Raw genomic sequence first — 18,575 nt, 5'->3', positions numbered from 1 at the left:
CTCGTTCTTAATTAAAATCTTTTACTGGCGTAATTACACTCTCAACTGGAGCGCTTTTTTTCTCTTCTTGTTTTTTTTGCTCTTTTTTAACTTCTACTTGCTCTTTTTTTTGCTCATATGTCTCTAAAACTTTTCCAACTATTATCTCAACCTCAATACTAGATTCTGATATTATGTAGTTTGCATCTTGACTAAATACTCTGTAATAGTAAGTTTTATCAGACTGAATATCTGAGTCAACAAACTCGGACTTTTTTATATTCTCAATATCTTCTATTGACTCTTCAAAAGTACCTTTTTTATATCTTTTTTGGACTATAAAACTCTTAACCCTTGGATCAGAATTTGACCAAGATAATTTTACCTTTGAATCAAAAAACTTTGCTTCAACCAAAGATGGAGTAGCTGGTTTAACTAATGTTTTTCCATGAACAGAATTTTCATCACTCCTGCTCTCAAGTTTATCTTTATCAACAACACTAACTCTATAAAAATAGTCTTTTCCATCCTCTTTAAGAGTGTCAATATATAAATTTTCCGTTGTTGATGCAATTAAGCTGTAACTTCCATCTATATTTGTTGATCTATATACATTATAATGTAAAAAATCACTAGCTTCTGATTTCTCCCACTTAAGTTCGACTCTTTTAGGCAAATCAGTTGTTGCTGCAATCTTATTTACTGATTTTGGCAACTCTTTCGTGATAACACTAACTTCAACACTAGGGTTTGATACTAACCCATCATATGTTGTTGTTCGTATTCTATACTTGTATGTATATTTATCTTTTAAATTTTTATCTATATACTCAGCACTTAATCTTCCAAAAACAGTTGCAACACTATTCCATGCATCCTCTTCTAGTGTTTTTCTCTGGATTGTATATGAAACAACTCTTCCATCGGGATGCGGTCTCCAGATTATTTTTGCACTTCTTGGCATATTTTCAATGCTATGTATCCAGCTGACAGAGTTCATATTTGGAAGTGATTTTATTAACGATACATCACTCTTTAACGACTCGGCTTTATCACTAAATGTTTTAAAATAGTAGTCATATCTTGAATCAGCTTTTATTTTTGTATCAAGGTAGTGAGTCGCGAAACGGCTCTCAACACTATCATAAAACTCATCCTGTTTTGAGTTATTCTCATCAAGAGCTACCTTGTAAATAAAAATACCCTTTACTCTCTCGTCACTTATAGCTTCCCACTCTAATGCTACTGCATTGATATCAGCTATTGTTCCATTGCTTGTAAGTTTAATTACAGGAAGTGTTTTATCAATCAGAGGCTCTTTTTTTGGTACTGGCTTTGAAGAACAGCCACTAAAAATTAGTAATAAAACCGCACATGATGTTGCTAGCGTTGATAATCTCATCTATACTCTCCATATTAAATTTATCTTTTATGTATTGACTCATATGCTCATCTAATGGTGCTGTAAAAGTTAATTTTTCACCACTTGTTGGATGAATAAAATATATTACATAAGCATGGAGCAAAATTCGTTCCGACTTCTCTAGTTTTGGGTTTTGCGCATATATATGATCACCAATAATATGACGATTTAGACTTTCCAAATGAACTCTAATTTGATGAGTTCTTCCAGTAAAAAGTTTACAAGCAACGAGTTGATTTTTTTCGTCATCTGAGTAGGCTAGTGACTTAAAAATTGTTTTTGCGGTTTTTCCACCATTTGCAACACAAGCCATTTTTAATCTATTGTGAGTGCTTCTATCAATATTTTTCTCAACTATAGTGATATCCTCTTTTAAAGGCGGATTTAAAACTGCAATATAATATCTTCCCATACTTTTATCTTGCAACTGATTAGATAAAAACTCATGCGCTTTATTGTTTTTAGCAATAATCATAGCTCCACTTGTGCCCTTATCTAGTCTATGAACAATCCCATGTCGCTCTTCACCACTTATTGTCGAGAGCCTTATACCTTTTTGTTTCAACCACTCAATAAGTGTCGCTTCTTTAACACTTGGTGCTGGATGAACCACAACTCCAGTTGGCTTGTTTATAACCAAAACATCATCATCTTCATATAAAATATCTATATTAAAATCAAAATCCTGCAGTGGCTTTAACTCAGCCTCAAAAAATTCTACCTTAACGCTCTGTCCTACTTTTAACTTTACACCAGCGCGAGTAACTACTTTACCATCTACAGAGACACCATCTTTTTTGATCAACTGCGCTATTTGTGAACGACTTTGATCTATGTGGAGCGCCAAAAATGTATCTAGCCTCTCCTGCCCATCAGATAGATAGCTCTTTATTTCGCTCATATATTAAACCTTTGCAATACAATTTTTATACTAATTTTTATACTAGCCTAAAATGGGTCTAGCAAAAAAAGAACTATTGCCCATAAAGACTCACACGATTTCTACCATTACTCTTAGACACATAGAGTGCCTCATCTGCTTCTGAGAATATATCTTCATAATGCTCATGCTCGTTCCTGATAATGCTAACTCCTATACTGACGGTTACCGGTATTAACATTTCTCCAAATTTAATTGGCTTTGCTGCAACTGTGCTGCATAGCTTGTTGGCAATTTCTAATGTTTGCTCAATTGTTGTCTCCGATAAAATAACAACAATCTCTTCTCCTCCATATCTGCCTATAAAATCAGTTTCGCGCAAGCACCCAGAAAGACATCTGCTAACCTGACGCAAGACCTCATCTCCGCCTAAATGTCCATATGTATCATTAACTTTTTTAAAATAATCCAAATCAATAACTAAAATTGCCATCGTACTTTCATATCGTCTTGCATATTTAAATTTCATATCCATCATCTCTTCAAGATAGCCACGATTCCATATACCAGTAAGAGCATCTGTCTTGCTTAGGAGTTCGATTTCGTGAGTCCGCTCTTTCACAAGTCTCTCCAGTCTCTCTTTATCTTCACGAGAGCGCTCAATGGCACTATAATAGATAATTCTAGCAATAAAAAGAGCAAACAAGATAGCAATAACAGCCGTCAACATAGCAGTACGAAGGAGACGCTCCTCATTTTGAGCATATACAGTAGCATCAATAAGAAGCAACAGTTGCTCTTTTGTATTGCCATCAACTCCTATACTTGGTTTTATTAGTCGATAGATAGGCAGTTTATCAAGATTTACTATCTCTGGTGGTGGAAAATCAGCAATATGAAGAGTTTTTCCTATATCACTTTTGTTGCTACTAATAAGTACTTTTCGCTGTTGATTTACAATAGATATTTTTACAATATTTTTCGCTGATTCAACATATTTTTTTAAAAAATCATGAAAATCTGTTTTTGATGTAATCTCTATGCTGTTATGAATTGAACCCTCTATTGCTTTTAGAAGGTTAAGTATATCTATCTGTCTGCGCATTAAAGAAAAATCAATCTTGCCATGAGACACAACATCTTTATACTCAGTTATGTCAACAGCAAGATCAATAATGCCAATGACTTTTTCATCTATTTTAATTGGATAGTAAATGGCCATAACAGGAACATAATCACGGGTTTCAAAAATGAACTCTTTTGAATTTACAGTTCCTTGCAACAGTTGAGCAAAACTTTTCCCCTTAAAAGCTTTCCCTATCTCCTCTTTAAACATAGAGTTGCGAACTGTTCCATCTGTTTCAATATAGCGAAATTCAAATATCTCTAATCCAAGAGAGATGTCACTTACTAACTTCTGAACTCTCATTGTTGATTTTATATCATAAAATCTATTCATAGCCGCAGTAATTGAGCTAGCAATATCCTCTGCATCACTCTCCATCTGCTTTAATAGAAGATTCTTTTGTGTGTAGTAGTTAAAAAAAGAGAGAGCAGAAAGAGATACTACGAGAGATAACAATAGTATCGGTATATTATAGTTTTTCCAAAATTTAGTCACAAATCTATCCTTTTTTATTTTGGAGCTGGTTTTTTATATCGCGCATACGCATCTTGAAAATTAGCATTAGTAAATGAGTGATTCCAACGCGATGTGTGACAAGCTTTACACATCTTTTTGAGACGCTCATGATTGTCTGTTCCGACTAGAAATCCTCCCCCAATTTTCTTGATTGTAGCTATCTTTAAATGGTTGCTTCCAGGACCATGACACCCCTCACACTGAACATTTACAAGGCGGGGAGTCTGCTCAATTGTGGTAAAACCGCTAGGAACACCATAGCCAGTCGCATGACAAACAAGACAACGGGGATTATCTCGATGCTCGCTTGTTGTTATATACTCTAAAGAGTGATCATGTAGGTCATGTTTTCGTCCGATAAAAAAATCACGATGACATAAGCGACACTTATCATTACCAACATATCGATACTCATTTGAAGCCATAGCTTCATTGTATGCAGCTTCACCAATTGCACTCTTTAGTGGAATTTGTGTCATAGGACTTTTTAGCTCTTCCAACACACGACTATTTTCAGCGCAAAACACATTCATATTAATAAATAAAACTAATACAAAACTAATAATAAAAGATTTAAAATTCACGCCTACCTACCATTTACAAGTTTGTTATATTATAACATAAAGTTTAACAACTTAAATCTAAAGCGTTAGTAAACAGTAGCAAAAATAACTAGTAGCTTGAAATTTTGGTCTATAGTTAGATATTGTTATATTTATTAAAGGTATCAGCAGTTATGAATATTTATAAAACAGTTGTAGGAAGTTTGTTGGTGATGTCTAGTTTGCATGCAAATGATAGTCTTAGTAGCGAACTTAGTCATTTTGCAGGTGGAGCAGTAATGGCTGGTGGTATCACTGCCGTTGTTGATGTCTATTATCCTGAGTATCGTTCTGATCGTGGAATGATTGGCTTTGGAATCAGCTCTGCTGCTATTGTTGTTGAGCAAGGTGTTGAGTTTATTTTAAATGGAAACGCTAAAGGACAATTGCTTGATGTGGTCTCTCACATAGCAGGTTCAGCGTTTGGAGTATATATAACAGATCGGTACATTTTAACGCCAGTTATTAAAGATTGTGCTCTGGAGGGTAAATATATTGGTTTGGTTATGCAACACTCTTTTTAGTAAAAAGTGTTGCATACAGACAGGTAAACTGCTAAAAATTATTCACACGCAGAGACATTAATCATCAAGCCTTCTGCTGAGGTTTTGTTTTTGCCTATGAAAGTATAAGTTCCAACACTAAGAGAATAGTTTGTGTTGTTTACCTCTTTATCTTGGCATTTTATGCTCTTGCCTTGCTTAAACTTTGTGATTACATCTAATGTTTTTTGTGATTGCGCATTGCTTTGGTTATTGTAGAAAAGTGCAGAGAGTATGACGAGAAAAACAACTAGCGTTGCTATGAGTTTTTGCTTAAGGTTAAGCTCTGTAAAATTGTGCAAAATTAGAAAAAAAAGTCCTATCGCAAGAGTAGCAATCAAGTAACCCACTAAAGAGTTCCTCTGATTTGGTAGGTTATATCTCCAGCACCAAAGCTGATAATGAGACCTTTGTCTATGGTTTTTAGTGTCTGGTGATTTTTTACAATCTCAACTCCACTACCGACTCTTTTTATACTATCCGCCATTATTGGATTATATTTTTGAAACTCATTTTTAAAGTCAATATCTCTAATAGCCTCGCCAGCAGCCCATACAGGAAGTATAATAAGTTCAGAAGCTCCCTCAAAACAGTTCACAAACTCTTTTAGATTATCAATAGTTCGAGAGTATTTATGAGGTTGCCAAATCGCAGTTATTTTGTCAAAACCTTTTAGCTTGGCATACTCTTTAACTGATTCAAAAGTAGCTTTTATCTCTGTTGGATGGTGACCATAGTCGTCTATTATAACGCTCTCTTTTTCTAATCCAACAATGTCAAATCTCTTTTTAATTCCCTTAAATTGAAGTAGATTTTTTCTAATATCCTCAATATCCATAGACTCTATAGCCGCTAAAATAGCCAAAGAAGCATCAAGCGCTATGTGCGTTCCAAATCCCCAAACAACAAAGTTTCCTAACTCTTTAAGTGAAAATTTTGTGTGCGGCTCATCATCTATAAGGATAAATCCTATGTTTGTAATATCCTTGGTTGGATAGAGCCAGTTAGCTTCAATCTCACCAATAAGAGTGCTTAAAAAAACATCTTCTGCATTTAAAACACGGTGTCCAGCCGATTTTATAAAAGTTTTATAGGAGTCATAAAATCTATCATAGTTATAGTCATAATACTCCATATGTTCTGGTTCTGCGTTAATTACTACTGCACAATATGGATTTGTATTTAAAAAACTTCCATCGCTCTCATCAGCTTCAAAAATCATAATATCTGAATCTTTTTCATATCTTACATTTGAACCAAACGCTTTTGATTCTGCGCCAATGATTGTTGAGCCATTCATGATGGATGCTAAAATTGCAGTAGTTGTGCTTTTTCCATGCGCTCCAGCAACTGAGTAAACTTTGGAACCTTTTAATATTTGTGGCAAAGCTTCACGACGAGCCACAACTTCAATACCTTTGGCTTTTGCCTCTATAACTTCTGGATTATCGGGGCGGATGATAGCGGAGTGAACCACTAAATCTTGATTTGTTATAGCCAAAGCATTATGAGGAACAGTTACTTTTATGCCTGAGGCAATAAGCTTTTTAGTGATTGCAGAGTTTGAAATATCAGAACCACTTACCTCATGACCTCTGTACTGCATAAATTGTGCTAATCCCGATATACCGATTCCGCCAATTCCAATAAAATGAATTTTCATCTCTCTCCCTCATCTACTTGCTCTTTATTGAGCAATTTTTGTGCCTCTTTTGTAAAACAACTTATATAAAAAGTTCCAGCTTTCTCAGTCTCATCAATATCTGCAATATTTGATAAAAAATCATCCAAAGATAGATTCTCATTTGAAGCAATCCAGTGAAATTTTAGAGATGTTGAGAACTTTTTATCATTACTGAGTCCGCTGAGAACTTCAAAAAGAGCGCTTGCATCGCTGATTTTACCAGCACTATAGTGTTCCATGGCATACTCATAAAGCGCTCTAAGCGTTGCAAAGTCCTGAACTTCACTCATATCCATCACTCTTTGAATTTCAAGAACATCAGTCAATCTCTCAAGCGCCAAATCAAGAATATTTGCATAAAAAGCCTGCAATATCTCTTCATCAAATGTATCTTGTGCTTTTTGTTCCAACACAAAAAGTGAGGCTATATCTGAGTTTTGTTGCGCCTTTAAAACCTCGGCTTTAAGTTTCTCTACTTTACTCACAACATCGCCTCTTTAACTCGCAGTAGTGCACTTCTGGTTTTATCTGCATCTTCAACCAAAGCGATTCTTATGTAATCTTTCCCAGGGTTTATTCCATTTGCATCAGCTCTTGCTAAAAACTCCCCTGGTAGAACTTTTACATTGTAATCATTATAGAGTTTTTTTGTAAATTCTATTGGATTTTCCACTCTTAGCCAGATATAAAAAGTTCCAGCTGGAATAGTTATCCCCAAAATCTCTTTTGCAATCGCGAAGTTGTTTTTATATATCTCTCTTGAAGATGCAACATGAGCTTCATCGTTCCAAGCCGCAGTTGCAGCACTTTGAAGAGGAAGCGGAGATGCGCAGCCTACATAAGTTCTGTATTTCAGATACTCTCTTAGTATATTTTCATCTCCTGCAATATATCCAGAACGAAGCCCAGGAGCAGAGGAGCGTTTTGAGATCGAGTTTACAACTACAACATTCTTGAAGTCTACATTTCCAACAAACAGAGAAGCTTCTAAAAGTGATGGGATAGGCTCATTTGTATAAATCTCGCTGTAACACTCATCATTTAGCAGAACAAAATCATGTTTTAGCGCCAAAGAAACCCACTCCCCAAGCTCTTCTACGGTTAGAGTTGAAGTTGTTGGATTGTTTGGAGAGTTCAAAATAACCAAGTCACATTGTGTCAACTCCTCCTCATTTATCTGAGGTTTAAAATCATTTTGTGGCAGTAGATTTAGATGGATAACTCTAGCTCTTGAAGCAATCGCAGCACCCTCGTAAATCTGATAAAATGGGTTTGGATAAGCCATAACCGGCTCTTTTTTGTCAAACAATAAAAACTGAGGAAAATTAAAAAGAACCTCTCTGGTTCCAAATGTAGGGATAATCTGCTCGTTTTTTAATTTTACAGAAAATCTCTTTAAGACAAAGTTTTTTTGAGCTTCTATAAGAGTATCTTCTCCGCTTGTTTTAGGGTATCTTCTAAGTAGATGCGAGTTTTCACAAAGCGCTTTTTGTATAAATAGTGGAGTTTCAAACTGAGGCTCGCCGATAGTAAGAGCAGATGGTTCATAATTTTTGTTTGGAGTTATATTTTTAAGTAAATCGTTTAATTTTTCAAATGGATATGGTTCAAAATTCATAGTTAATAGCCCCTTTTTAGTGGGCGAAATTATATCTAAAATAATTATCAAATATAAAAATCATCCATAAAAAATAGTTAATTGTTCCTCTATGCTATTTTATATTTTAGTTAAATTTGATATTATATAACATAGTTAAAAAGAACTTAGAGGGGGCTTATTGTGTCTTTAATTTTGCGTGCATCTATTTTGTCTTTGGTATTTGGTTGCTCTTTACTTTTTGGATCTATTGGGAGGGTTTCATTACTTAAAGGAGAAGCTTCATTGGAGAGGTTTGGGTCAGCATTGAGTGTTAAAAATGGTATGGAACTTGAGGAAAAAGATAGTATAAAAACCTCGAAAGGTTCACAAATACAGCTTATCTTTACTGACAAAACAGTTATCACCCTAGGTAGCGAGAGTGACTTTAGAGTTGATGAGTATTTAAGCGATGGAAATAGACCTAAAGCAAAGTTTAAATTTAATCAAGGTACTTTTAAAGCTATAACAGGGCGAATTGGAAAGAGTGCTCCTGAGAGTTTTAAACTTGAGACCAAAACAGCTACCATCGGCATCAGAGGGACTACAATAGGTGGGATTGTTGGAGTGTTACCTACTCCTGATACTATTTTTTGTTTTGGTGGACGGATTATAGTGGGATCTCTTTTAACTGGAGGCGTAGTAAATCTTCCTGCAGGAACAATAACTACAGTCCCTCTTAATGCCCCTCCTGCATCTCCAAGAAAAATAACACCGCAAGATATAATACAATTTAATGAGGGCTTAGGAGTGCCAGGCTCACTAGGGACTTCAGGCTCACTATCTGATGGCCTACAAAGTGGTAGCAACGAATTTCAATCTATGAATTTTGATGCAACCCTATCATCTCCACTGTCAACTTTTCAAGGAATACAAACATTTGAACCAGCCGCTGCAACGACTGCGCAACAGATAAATTTGCAAAATGTACAAAATATCGACCTTCAACAATCTGTTAGTCCCAATTACGACCCCACTCATCAACCATGAAAGATTTTTTTTACAGATAGTATAGGGATGGCATGGAACGAAACTTTTAGAAACTTAAACGAAATAGGTGCATTCAAAGGAGTAAAACAATAATGAAATTTTCAAATATTACTATAGCGTTACTACTATCTATAAATCTTATCGCGGATGAGAGCAGCTACAAAGATGCAATGCAGAGTTACAATACAAAAGAGTTTGCTAAGGCTTATACTATGTTTGAGGAACTGAGCCTAAAATCACCTGAGAGCGCAGAGCTAAGCTTCTTTTTGGGTCGCTCTGCATTGGAGCTAAAGAGATACGATGATGCACTTGCAGCTTTTGATCGTGTACTTATGTTGAATCCATCCCACACAAGAACACATCTGGAACTAGCACGCCTTTACTCTGAGACAAATCAGCTAGAGCTCTCTTTAGCAGAGCTAGATATAGTTCTAAAAGAGAACCTCCCTCAAAATATTCGTGATTTAGCTAATGCTTTTAAAGCAAAGATTAGTGAGCAGATGAAGCGCAACACATTTAGTGGTGTGTTTATCTTTGGTATTGGATATGACAGCAATGTGAACAATGATATTGGACGAGATAAATTTATTCTTCCGCTCTTTGGCAGTACCCCTGTTGGCAATGAAAAGGCAGACGACACAAACCTTTTTGCAACTCTCGTGTTAAACCACAATTACGATTTTGGAGATAGACAAGGGTGGTCGCTAGATAGTTCTTTAGTAGCGTATACCAAACTATATAATGAATACAACGAAAATGATATAAGTCTCTTCTCAATAAGCATGGCACCAACTTGGAGTGAATCTAATTACAGACTCTCATTTCCACTTACATACGACCGAGTATTTATAAATAACAATGGATATCTATACAACTTAAGCTCAGGCGTAAGAGCTACCTACATACTTAGCTCTATATCTATGCTTGAGGGTGGATACACCTATAAAAGAAGCTACTATGATGAGGATGAAACTCAAGATAGTAAAACCCATACCATCAATGCTGCTTACAAAAGAGCATTTGGTGATGATCCAATTTTGTTCTCTTTAAATACACTTTACACGCAAACTTCAGAAGTAAATAGTGGCAGAACGGATGTTGAGAGTCATGGATGGGGAGTTGGAGCAGAGATAGCTAAAAATTTCAAAAATAGCATAAGGACGGCTTTGGGCTATGCAAAAAGAGAAACTAATTATGACAAAGTTGATACGCTCTTTCTAACAAAAAGATCTGATAGCCGTGATGAATATCAGTTTAGCCTAGGCTATAGCGTAAGTAAAACTATCATGTTAAATACAACCATCGGATATATAGAAAACAACTCTAATCACGAAACATTTAATTATGACAAAGTTACAGCAATAGCAAACGCGATAATAAGCTTTTAAAATTTTATGAAAAAATCTTTAGCTCAGCTATTTGTTGCTCTACTAATAGCTTTTGCGAGTACTTTAGTTTATCTGCACATGTCTGCACTTTATCTTCCGTTTGAAAACAAGATAAAAGATTTGATGTTTAAAGTTAGAGGCGAAATTAAAGGCAATGAAAATATCATCATTATAGATATTGATGAGAGAAGTTTAAAAGAGCTTGGACAGTGGCCTTGGAGTAGAGATGTAGTCTCTAAACTTCTGCAAAATTTAGCAGAGTATGAAGTTGGTATCGTTGGGCTTGATATAGTTTTTGCAGAGCCCGACAATAGCTCACCTAAAAAAGTTTTTCAAAAATTAGGACTTAAGAGTGATGGGATTGCGGATTATGATGCGCTTTTAGCAGAGACCATTAGCAATACACCCACCATAGTCGGTTATATTTTTGCTCTATCAAACGATGGTATCAAGCCAGATGCACCTCCAAAATCAAACGCTATTATAATTGAGAGAGATCGCCCAAAACACTCATCTTTAATAAAGCCTTATCGCACCATTTTAAATATTGAATCCATTCAAGAAGGTGCTTACTCAAGCGGTTACTTCAACACCATCCAAGACAACGATGGAGTTGTCCGCTCTATACCACTAGTAATGGAGTACAATGGAATCCTTTATCCATCACTTAGCCTCGAGATGACGCGGATTATGCTTGATAAAAAGAAGATTGCAGTTGCATACGATGATAGAGGGGTTTCCCAGATAGAACTTGGTGAAACCATTATACCAACAGATTTTTTTGCTCGAATGCAGGTTAATTACAGGGGTAAACAGAGCAGTTATCGCTATATTTCCGCAGTTGATGTTTACAACAAAACAGAGGATGCTTCACACATAAAAGGCAAGATTGCACTTCTTGGAACCTCTGCTGCGGGTTTACTTGATCTTAGAAGTACACCATTTGATAGTGTATTTGCTGGAGTGGAAGTTCATGCAAACGCGATTGATAATATTATAAATGGTAACTTTATCTCCAAACCTATCTGGGCTGTTGGCGTTGATATAGCATCTATAACTATTTTAGCACTACTGACTTTTGCTATTTTACTACTTCCATCCGCAACACTCAGTTTTATCTCTTTTGTTTTTTTAAACTCCATTATCGTGGGAACCCACTACTATCTTATGATGCACAAAGGTGTTATGCTTGATACATTTATACTGCTCTTGACTCTTAGTGTGCTTTTTGTGCTTGGTCAAGCCATCAACTACTTTTTGGAGATAAAGCAAAAAGAGATGATAAAGGGTAAATTTGCAAGCAAAGTAAGCCCTGCTGTTATGAACGACCTGCTCTTAGTGGAGGGGGATATATTTACAGCGAAGGAGAGAGAAATCTCTATCTTTTTCTCCGATGTTAGAGGTTTTACAAATATCTCTGAGGCAATGGGAGACCCAAAGAGTCTGATTCATCTTATGAACACTTACATGGACCCAATGACTGAAATCATTATAAAATCCCATGGAACCGTAGATAAATTTATAGGTGATGCTATTATGGCGTACTGGAATGCACCAAATGAGGTTGAAAATCATGCGGATGTTGCAGTATGTGCGGCATTAAATCAACTTCATGCCTTAAAAGAGTTAAACGAACAGATAAGACTAAATCCAGAGTTTAAAAACGCAGTTCTTATGGCAGATGAAAAAGGAATTCCTATCATTGATATTGGAATAGGAATAAACACTGGAATGGCTATTGTCGGAGAGATGGGTTCAAGCAGCAGAAGCGACTATACGGTTATGGGAGACCCCATAAATCTTGGTTCTCGTCTTGAATCACTCTGCAAATACTACTCTTCAAAACTCAATATCTCAAACTTTACAAAAGCGCAACTTAATGGAAACTATATCTTTCGCTTTTTGGATTTAGTAACCGTAAAGGGCAAAAGTGAGCCTATAGAGATTTGGCAGATACACGACTACGACAAGCCTCTAGAAGGTACACTTTATGGTGTAACAAAAGAGGAGCTTGAGGAGGAACTAAAAATCTATCATCATGCCATTTCTCTCTATAAAGATACTAAATTTAATGAAGCCTTAGAGATCTTTAAAACAGTAGATGCAAAAGAGAACAAAACAAATAAGATGATTTATGGAATCTATATTGAGAGATGTCAGCACTACTTAGAGATACCACCACAAAATTTTAATGGTGTATTTGTACACACAAGCAAGGGGTAAGAATGGATACCATAAAGATACTAGGCTCCCATGGAGGCAGATCTAAAAACTCTTTTACAACATCAATCATGGTTACACAAAACAGCGTAATAGATGCTGGAAATATTATGCAAGCCCTCGGCGAGAATGCAAAATATATAAATAAGATTTTCTTCTCTCATTCTCATCTAGACCACATAGTTGATAGCGCTTTTTTGATAGACAATAGCTTTGCTTCAAGAGTTGAACCACTGCATCTGTGTGGACTTCCACAAACCATAAAAGCACTAAAAGAGCATATTTTCAACTATGAAGTTTGGCCAGATTTTAGTGAAATATACCTCATAAATAGCCAAGCTCCTGCCATAATTTATGTAGAACTTGAACTGAGCAAAAGGTATGAGATAGAGGATGGGATTTTTCTAACTCCAATTGAAGCAAATCATACTGTTGAGTGTTGTGGCTATCTTATAGAGAGTAAAGATGGGGCTATTCTTTTTTCAGGTGACACCTTTAAAAACCCTAAGCTATGGGATTTAATAAATAACAATGACGCTATAAAAGCTCTTGTTATAGATATATCTTTTCCAAACAAACTTGCTAAAATCGCAGAACTTAGCAAGCATTTAACACCACAATTTTTAAGTCAAGAGTTGGAACTTTTAAAGCGCAAAGATATTGAGATTTATGTAAACCATCTTAAACCTTTTTATGATAAAGAGATTATCACCGAACTTGATGAGATTGGGATTTCTAAAGATAGAGTTCTAAAAGATGGCGAAGAAATCTACTTTAAAAATGGCCTTATAAAAATAGCTTCTTTGCGCTACACAACTGAGCAAAAAATACAAAAACTAAATAAGATAGGCACCGCTCTCTCGGCTGAGACTAATATAGATACTCTTTTGGAGATTATAGTAACAGAGGCGAAGGCGCTAGCAAATGCTGATGCTGGAACGCTCTATATTTTAGAAGATAAGCATCTACATTTCAAAGTGGCGCAAACGGACTCATTAAATATAAAAATGGGTGGAACAAGTGGCGTTATAACATGGCCACCACTTCCACTATATCTTGAAGATGGCTCGCCAAATAAAAAAATGGTCGCAGCAACTTGTGCCCTGGATGATATAGTTATAAATATTCCAGATGTCTATGAAGCCGTTGGATTTTCTTTTGATGGAACAAGAGAGTTTGATAAGGGAACAGGTTATCGCTCAAAATCTATGCTAGTTATTCCACTTAAAAATCATGAGTTTGAGATTATAGGAGTCTTGCAACTTCTAAATAAGCATGATAATAGTAATGAGATTATCGCTTTTGACAAAGAAGATGAAGATTTAACCCTATCCTTAGCATCGCAAGCTGCAATTGCTATCACAAACGCAACTCTCATCCAAGGGTTAGAGACACTACTTGAAGCATTCCTGCAAAGCATCATCTTCGCTATTGGTAAAAAATCCCCATATACAGCAGGACACATAGAGAGAATGGTAAAGCTAACGGTTATGATAGCTGAAGCTATAAACAAAGATAATGGAGTATTTAGCACTAAAAACTTCAGCGCACAAGAGATGAAACAGATAAATTTTGCAGCACTGATGCACGATATAGGAAAACTCGCAACTCCAGAACAAGTAGTTGACAAATCTACAAAACTTGAAACTATTTTTGATCGTATCGAGGTTGTCAAAGGTCGCATAGAGCTCATAAAAAAAGCTCTTGAGATAGAACTTTTAAATAAAAAAATTATGCAAAATGACAAAAACTCACTTGAAGAACTAGCACATGTGTTTAAAGAAAAAGTGGATTTGCTGGATAGCTATTTTGAGGCGATAAAAAGAAGCAACAAAGGTACGGAATTTATAACCAATGAGCAGATTGAACTTATACAAAATATAGCGAACCAAAATTGGGAGATAGATGGTAAAAGTTACTTTATCATAAATGAAAACGAAGCATATAACCTAAGCGTGCAAAAAGGAACGCTAACGACGCAAGAGCGAAATATTATAAACGAACACGCAAAAACAAGCCTTGATATTTTAAACAAATTACCATTCCCTAAAAAGTATAAACAGATTCCTCAAATCTCTGGAAATCATCACGAGAAAATAAATGGAAAAGGCTACCCACAAGGACTAAGAGGTGATGAGATAAGTTTTGAAGCAAGAATTTTAGCGGTGGCTGATGTTTTTGAGGCGCTAACTGCGAGTGATCGCCCATATAAAAAAGGAAATCCACTCTCAAGTGCCATGAAAATTCTCTACTTTATGGCAAAAGATGATGACTTAGACAAAGAGATAGTTAAGTTTTTCTACAACTCAGGAATATATCTTGAGTATGCAAAAAAACTGCTTCCACTAGAGAGTATAGATGAAGTTACTACTGACTTTAGTTCCCTTTAGTTTGCTCTTTTAAATCACAACACAACGGAAATAGATAGCTATAAAAAACCAAACTCTATATATTTCCAACTATCTTCAACTAGCTATTTCTAAAACTCCTCCAGACATGATGCAGTCCCCTCTGATACTCTGCAGTACTTTGAATCTTTATCAAACGAAATCATATATGGACGAAGCTTCATATCCAGTTTTTTTGCAACCTCCGAGACTTCCACTAACATTTTAAGTGTTTTTTCATTCGCTTTAAAATCTGCTAAATCAACTTCATCTCCATCCACCATTATTTCAATTAGACTTTTTTGTGGATTATCTGACTGATAAATATATTGCATAGTTTTTTCAGAGTCAAGTCTTGGCAATCTGTATAAAAATATATGGTAAGTGTTTGAGAGTTGAAGAAGTTTATTTGCGTTTATCTGCTTCATAAGAGTGCGAGACGAGCTACACAATGGGTCTAAAAAAACATAAACATCACTCATATGTCCGGTTCCAATGTTTATGGCATTGTGTGAGATTTTCTCTAACATAGCTTTTGGTTTCTCTTCAAGAGAAACATTTTGTCCACCAAGAAGTGTTGCCACAAACAGAAGAAGTGCGATTATATATCTCATTTTAAATCCTTTTCTATGGTTTTGGGAGGGCAAATTTTTGCGTTACTAGCTCTCCATCATTATTGAAAAACAGATAGTAAAGCCAATCTTTCTTGACACTAAGCCCGGCCAAATATCTTAGTGCCAGATTTGCTTGAAGTGACGCTATGTGCATAACTATCGGGGCAGTAATACCCTGTGGTGTTCTAGAGGTAATTTTAAAGGCATCACTGAAATTTGCATTTTCAAAAAAACAGACCTGACCGTGAAATGCCTCCACGCTCCCATAAATCCACGGTATATTTTTACTCTTTGCCCAGATACTTATCTGCTCTCTTACAACAAGATTGTCTGTTGCATCTAAGATCAAGTCAAACTTCAAATCTTTTTTTGTAAACCCACTAAAATCGCACTCATGAGCAAAAGCTTTTACAAATGGGCATCTCTGCTCAATAATTTCTGCATTAAGACGCGCTTTATTTTTACCCTCATCACCTATCTTAAAAGCAATTTGACGATGAATATTATGGGTAGAGACTTCATCAAAATCAACCATGTGTATTTCGCCAATCCCACTTGCTCCAAGAGCAAAAGCGAGAGAACTGCCAAGTCCTCCAGCACCGATAATGGCAATTTTTTTGTTCTGAAGTGAAGCTTGGGTCTCTTCGCCCCACAACTGAATTTGTCTATGAAAAAAATTTATCATAGCTTTACCTTTGTGAAAAAATCATTACATAATACAAATATGACAGAAAAATCAAAATATTTTAAAATAGAGCTTCGCTAAAACTACTACTCTACCGTCACACTTTTTGCAAGATTTCTAGGCATATCAACATCGTTGCCAAGTCTTACAGATATTTCTAGAGAAAGAAGCTGAACTACAATCATCATCTCATAAAATTCAAGCATATAGTGTTTACATGAGGAAATCTGCACAAAGTCATCTGCTTTGTCAAACTCCTCACTGCTTATAACACATATAGTTGAATCCCTTGCACTAAGTTCTTCTACATTGCTTTTTGTTTTTTCATAGTGAAGATGTTGCGGAAGTAGTGCAATAGTGAAAAGTTCTGGGTCAGCTAAAGCTATTGGACCATGTTTCATCTCTCCAGCTGGATAACCCTCAGCATGTAGATATGAAATCTCTTTAAGTTTTAAAGCACCCTCAAGCGCCAAAGGATAAAAAATATCTCTACCTATAAAGAAAAAGCCATGTCCGTGAAGGTATCTTTTCGAGAGTCGCTTCATCTTTTCATGAAGCACTTCTGTTACTTTTGTGTGTTTTGGAACTTCTCTTAAGAGTGCAATCTGATTGGCTATATCTGTGCCACTTAGAGAATTTCTTATTTTTGCTACATAAAGAGAGAGCATCCAAAAAACAGTAACTTGCGTGGCAAAAGCTTTTGTTGAGGCAACACCTTTTTCTATACCAGCTCTAGTAAGAATGGCTGCATCAGCCAAACGAACCATAGATGAGTTATCAACATTACAGATAACTAAAGTTTTAAGTCCTGCTTTTTTTGCCATTTTTAGTGTCTCTAGCGTATCGGCCGTTTCTCCGCTTTGGGAAATCACAACAAAAAGAGTGTCTTTGCTCATAATTGGGTTACGATATCTAAATTCACTTGCAACCTCTAGTGAAGTTTTGACTTTTGCATATCTTTCAAAAAGATAAAATGCGCTCATAGCTGAGTGATAAGATGTTCCACAAGCACAAAACTTTATCTCACTTATCCCATAAAAAAGATTTTCATTAAGCTCTTCAAAAATAACTTCACTTTCACTCAGCCTGCCCATAAGAGTATCCGAAATCACACTGCTTTGCTCATAAATCTCTTTTTCCATAAAAAATCTAAACCCATCTTTTTGAGCGGAGAGTTTATTTTGTGAAAGAGGCACAAACTTAGCGTCTCTTTGTGTGCCATTTGCGCTGAAAATCATAAGTTTTTTAGGTGTAACATAACCAAAATCACCATCTTCAAAGTAATTTACACTGTTACACTGCCCAATCAAAGGAGTATCAGAAGATGCGAAATAACTATCATTTTGCTCATCAACTCCAATCAACATAGGAGAACCTTGCTTTGCAAAAAATATTGTATCAGGCTCTGATTTTGTCACAAGTAAAATTGCATAAGCACCTTGAAGCTCACCCACTGTTTTTGAAAAAGCATCAAATGAGTTTTTTAACAACTTTAGATTTTTCTCAAACTGATGAACTATAACCTCAGTATCCGTTTGACTAAGAAAAACAACACCCTTGTCTTGAAGCTCTTTTTTGAGTTGGGCATAGTTTTCAATAATGCCATTGTGAACAACATAAGATGACTCACCCAGATGCGGATGAGCGTTTAACTCCGTTGGTTTTCCGTGTGTCGCCCATCTTGTATGACCTATGCCAACCGCAAAACCATGACTCTCATAATCTTTAGTTTTCTCCTCTAAGTTTACCAATTTTCCAACTGCTTTATAAATCGAGAAATTACCATCTTCTAAAACAGCAATTCCAGCAGAATCATATCCACGATACTCTAACTCTTTAAGACCTGAGAGTAAAATTTCTTTTATATTTTTTTTGCCTAAGTATCCAACAATTCCGCACATTA

At 35.7% G+C, this 18,575-nt stretch carries 16 protein-coding genes; 5 read left to right on the top strand and 11 right to left on the bottom strand.

Annotation, left to right across the window (positions count from 1 at the left end; all coding sequences use genetic code 11):
• Positions 1-7: 7 nt before the first annotated feature.
• From PHV22_RS01345 to PHV22_RS01330, 4 genes are all read right to left on the bottom strand, one after another.
• Entirely contained in the window at positions 8-1,381 is a 1,374-nt protein-coding gene (locus tag PHV22_RS01345; protein ID WP_295021399.1) for a hypothetical protein, read from the bottom strand.
• The gene (locus PHV22_RS01340; protein WP_295021401.1) at positions 1,329-2,303 is read right to left on the bottom strand and encodes an RluA family pseudouridine synthase; all 975 of its coding nucleotides are present in this window, start codon (positions 2,301-2,303) and stop codon (positions 1,329-1,331) included. The genes PHV22_RS01345 and PHV22_RS01340 overlap by 53 nt, the downstream gene beginning before the upstream one ends.
• Before the next feature lie 73 nt (positions 2,304-2,376).
• Positions 2,377-3,903 (bottom strand): GGDEF domain-containing protein, encoded by a 1,527-nt coding sequence (locus PHV22_RS01335; protein WP_299945239.1) that lies wholly within the window; start codon positions 3,901-3,903, stop codon positions 2,377-2,379.
• A gap of 14 nt (positions 3,904-3,917) precedes the next feature.
• Positions 3,918-4,457, bottom strand: coding sequence for a multiheme c-type cytochrome (locus PHV22_RS01330; protein ID WP_299945236.1), 540 nt, complete (start codon positions 4,455-4,457; stop codon positions 3,918-3,920).
• A 203-nt stretch (positions 4,458-4,660) separates the two neighbouring features.
• Between PHV22_RS01330 and PHV22_RS01325 the strand changes: the two genes are divergently transcribed.
• The gene (locus PHV22_RS01325) at positions 4,661-5,050 is read left to right on the top strand and encodes a hypothetical protein (protein WP_295021407.1); all 390 of its coding nucleotides are present in this window, start codon (positions 4,661-4,663) and stop codon (positions 5,048-5,050) included.
• A gap of 38 nt (positions 5,051-5,088) precedes the next feature.
• On the opposite strand, the gene PHV22_RS01320 is transcribed toward PHV22_RS01325, so the two are convergent.
• From PHV22_RS01320 to PHV22_RS01305, 4 genes are read right to left on the bottom strand one after another with little or no spacing between them, the layout of a single operon-like run.
• Positions 5,089-5,418 carry a hypothetical protein gene (locus PHV22_RS01320; RefSeq protein WP_295021409.1) on the bottom strand — a complete coding sequence of 110 codons (330 nt, stop codon included), beginning with the start codon at positions 5,416-5,418 and terminating at the stop codon, positions 5,089-5,091.
• Positions 5,418-6,731: a UDP-N-acetylmuramate--L-alanine ligase gene (gene murC / locus PHV22_RS01315; RefSeq protein WP_295021411.1), complete on the bottom strand. Its 1,314-nt coding sequence runs from the start codon at positions 6,729-6,731 to the stop codon at positions 5,418-5,420. The genes PHV22_RS01320 and murC overlap by 1 nt, the downstream gene beginning before the upstream one ends.
• The gene (locus tag PHV22_RS01310; RefSeq protein ID WP_295021412.1) at positions 6,728-7,237 is read right to left on the bottom strand and encodes a hypothetical protein; all 510 of its coding nucleotides are present in this window, start codon (positions 7,235-7,237) and stop codon (positions 6,728-6,730) included. Before PHV22_RS01310 ends, murC begins: the two co-directional genes overlap by 4 nt.
• On the bottom strand, positions 7,234-8,370 hold the full coding sequence (locus PHV22_RS01305) for a succinyldiaminopimelate transaminase (RefSeq protein ID WP_295021413.1): 1,137 nt from the start codon (positions 8,368-8,370) through the stop codon (positions 7,234-7,236). Before PHV22_RS01305 ends, PHV22_RS01310 begins: the two co-directional genes overlap by 4 nt.
• A gap of 264 nt (positions 8,371-8,634) precedes the next feature.
• Here PHV22_RS01305 and PHV22_RS01300 point away from each other — a divergent pair, with 264 nt between their 5' ends.
• From PHV22_RS01300 to PHV22_RS01285, 4 genes are all read left to right on the top strand, one after another.
• Entirely contained in the window at positions 8,635-9,378 is a 744-nt protein-coding gene (locus tag PHV22_RS01300; RefSeq protein ID WP_295021414.1) for a FecR family protein, read from the top strand.
• Positions 9,379-9,470: 92 nt separating this feature from the next.
• Positions 9,471-10,766 (top strand): porin family protein, encoded by a 1,296-nt coding sequence (locus tag PHV22_RS01295; protein WP_295021416.1) that lies wholly within the window; start codon positions 9,471-9,473, stop codon positions 10,764-10,766.
• A gap of 6 nt (positions 10,767-10,772) precedes the next feature.
• Positions 10,773-12,989 (top strand): CHASE2 domain-containing protein, encoded by a 2,217-nt coding sequence (locus PHV22_RS01290; protein WP_299945230.1) that lies wholly within the window; start codon positions 10,773-10,775, stop codon positions 12,987-12,989.
• Between the two features lie 2 nt (positions 12,990-12,991).
• Positions 12,992-15,376 (top strand): HD domain-containing phosphohydrolase, encoded by a 2,385-nt coding sequence (locus PHV22_RS01285; protein ID WP_299945227.1) that lies wholly within the window; start codon positions 12,992-12,994, stop codon positions 15,374-15,376.
• 89 nt (positions 15,377-15,465) lie between these two features.
• On the opposite strand, the gene PHV22_RS01280 is transcribed toward PHV22_RS01285, so the two are convergent.
• The 3 genes from PHV22_RS01280 to glmS form a co-directional block, all read right to left on the bottom strand.
• Complete coding sequence (locus PHV22_RS01280; RefSeq protein ID WP_295021422.1) at positions 15,466-15,987, bottom strand: hypothetical protein; 522 nt, start codon at positions 15,985-15,987, stop codon at positions 15,466-15,468.
• 13 nt (positions 15,988-16,000) lie between these two features.
• Entirely contained in the window at positions 16,001-16,672 is a 672-nt protein-coding gene (locus PHV22_RS01275) for a ThiF family adenylyltransferase (RefSeq protein WP_295021424.1), read from the bottom strand.
• 86 nt (positions 16,673-16,758) lie between these two features.
• Complete coding sequence (gene glmS, locus PHV22_RS01270; protein WP_295021426.1) at positions 16,759-18,573, bottom strand: glutamine--fructose-6-phosphate transaminase (isomerizing); 1,815 nt, start codon at positions 18,571-18,573, stop codon at positions 16,759-16,761.
• Positions 18,574-18,575: the final 2 nt, after the last annotated feature.

The organism is Sulfurimonas sp. (assembly GCF_028713515.1).
Classification (GTDB): Bacteria; Campylobacterota; Campylobacteria; order Campylobacterales; family Sulfurimonadaceae; genus Sulfurimonas.
This window is presented reverse-complemented; position numbering and strand designations above follow the sequence as displayed.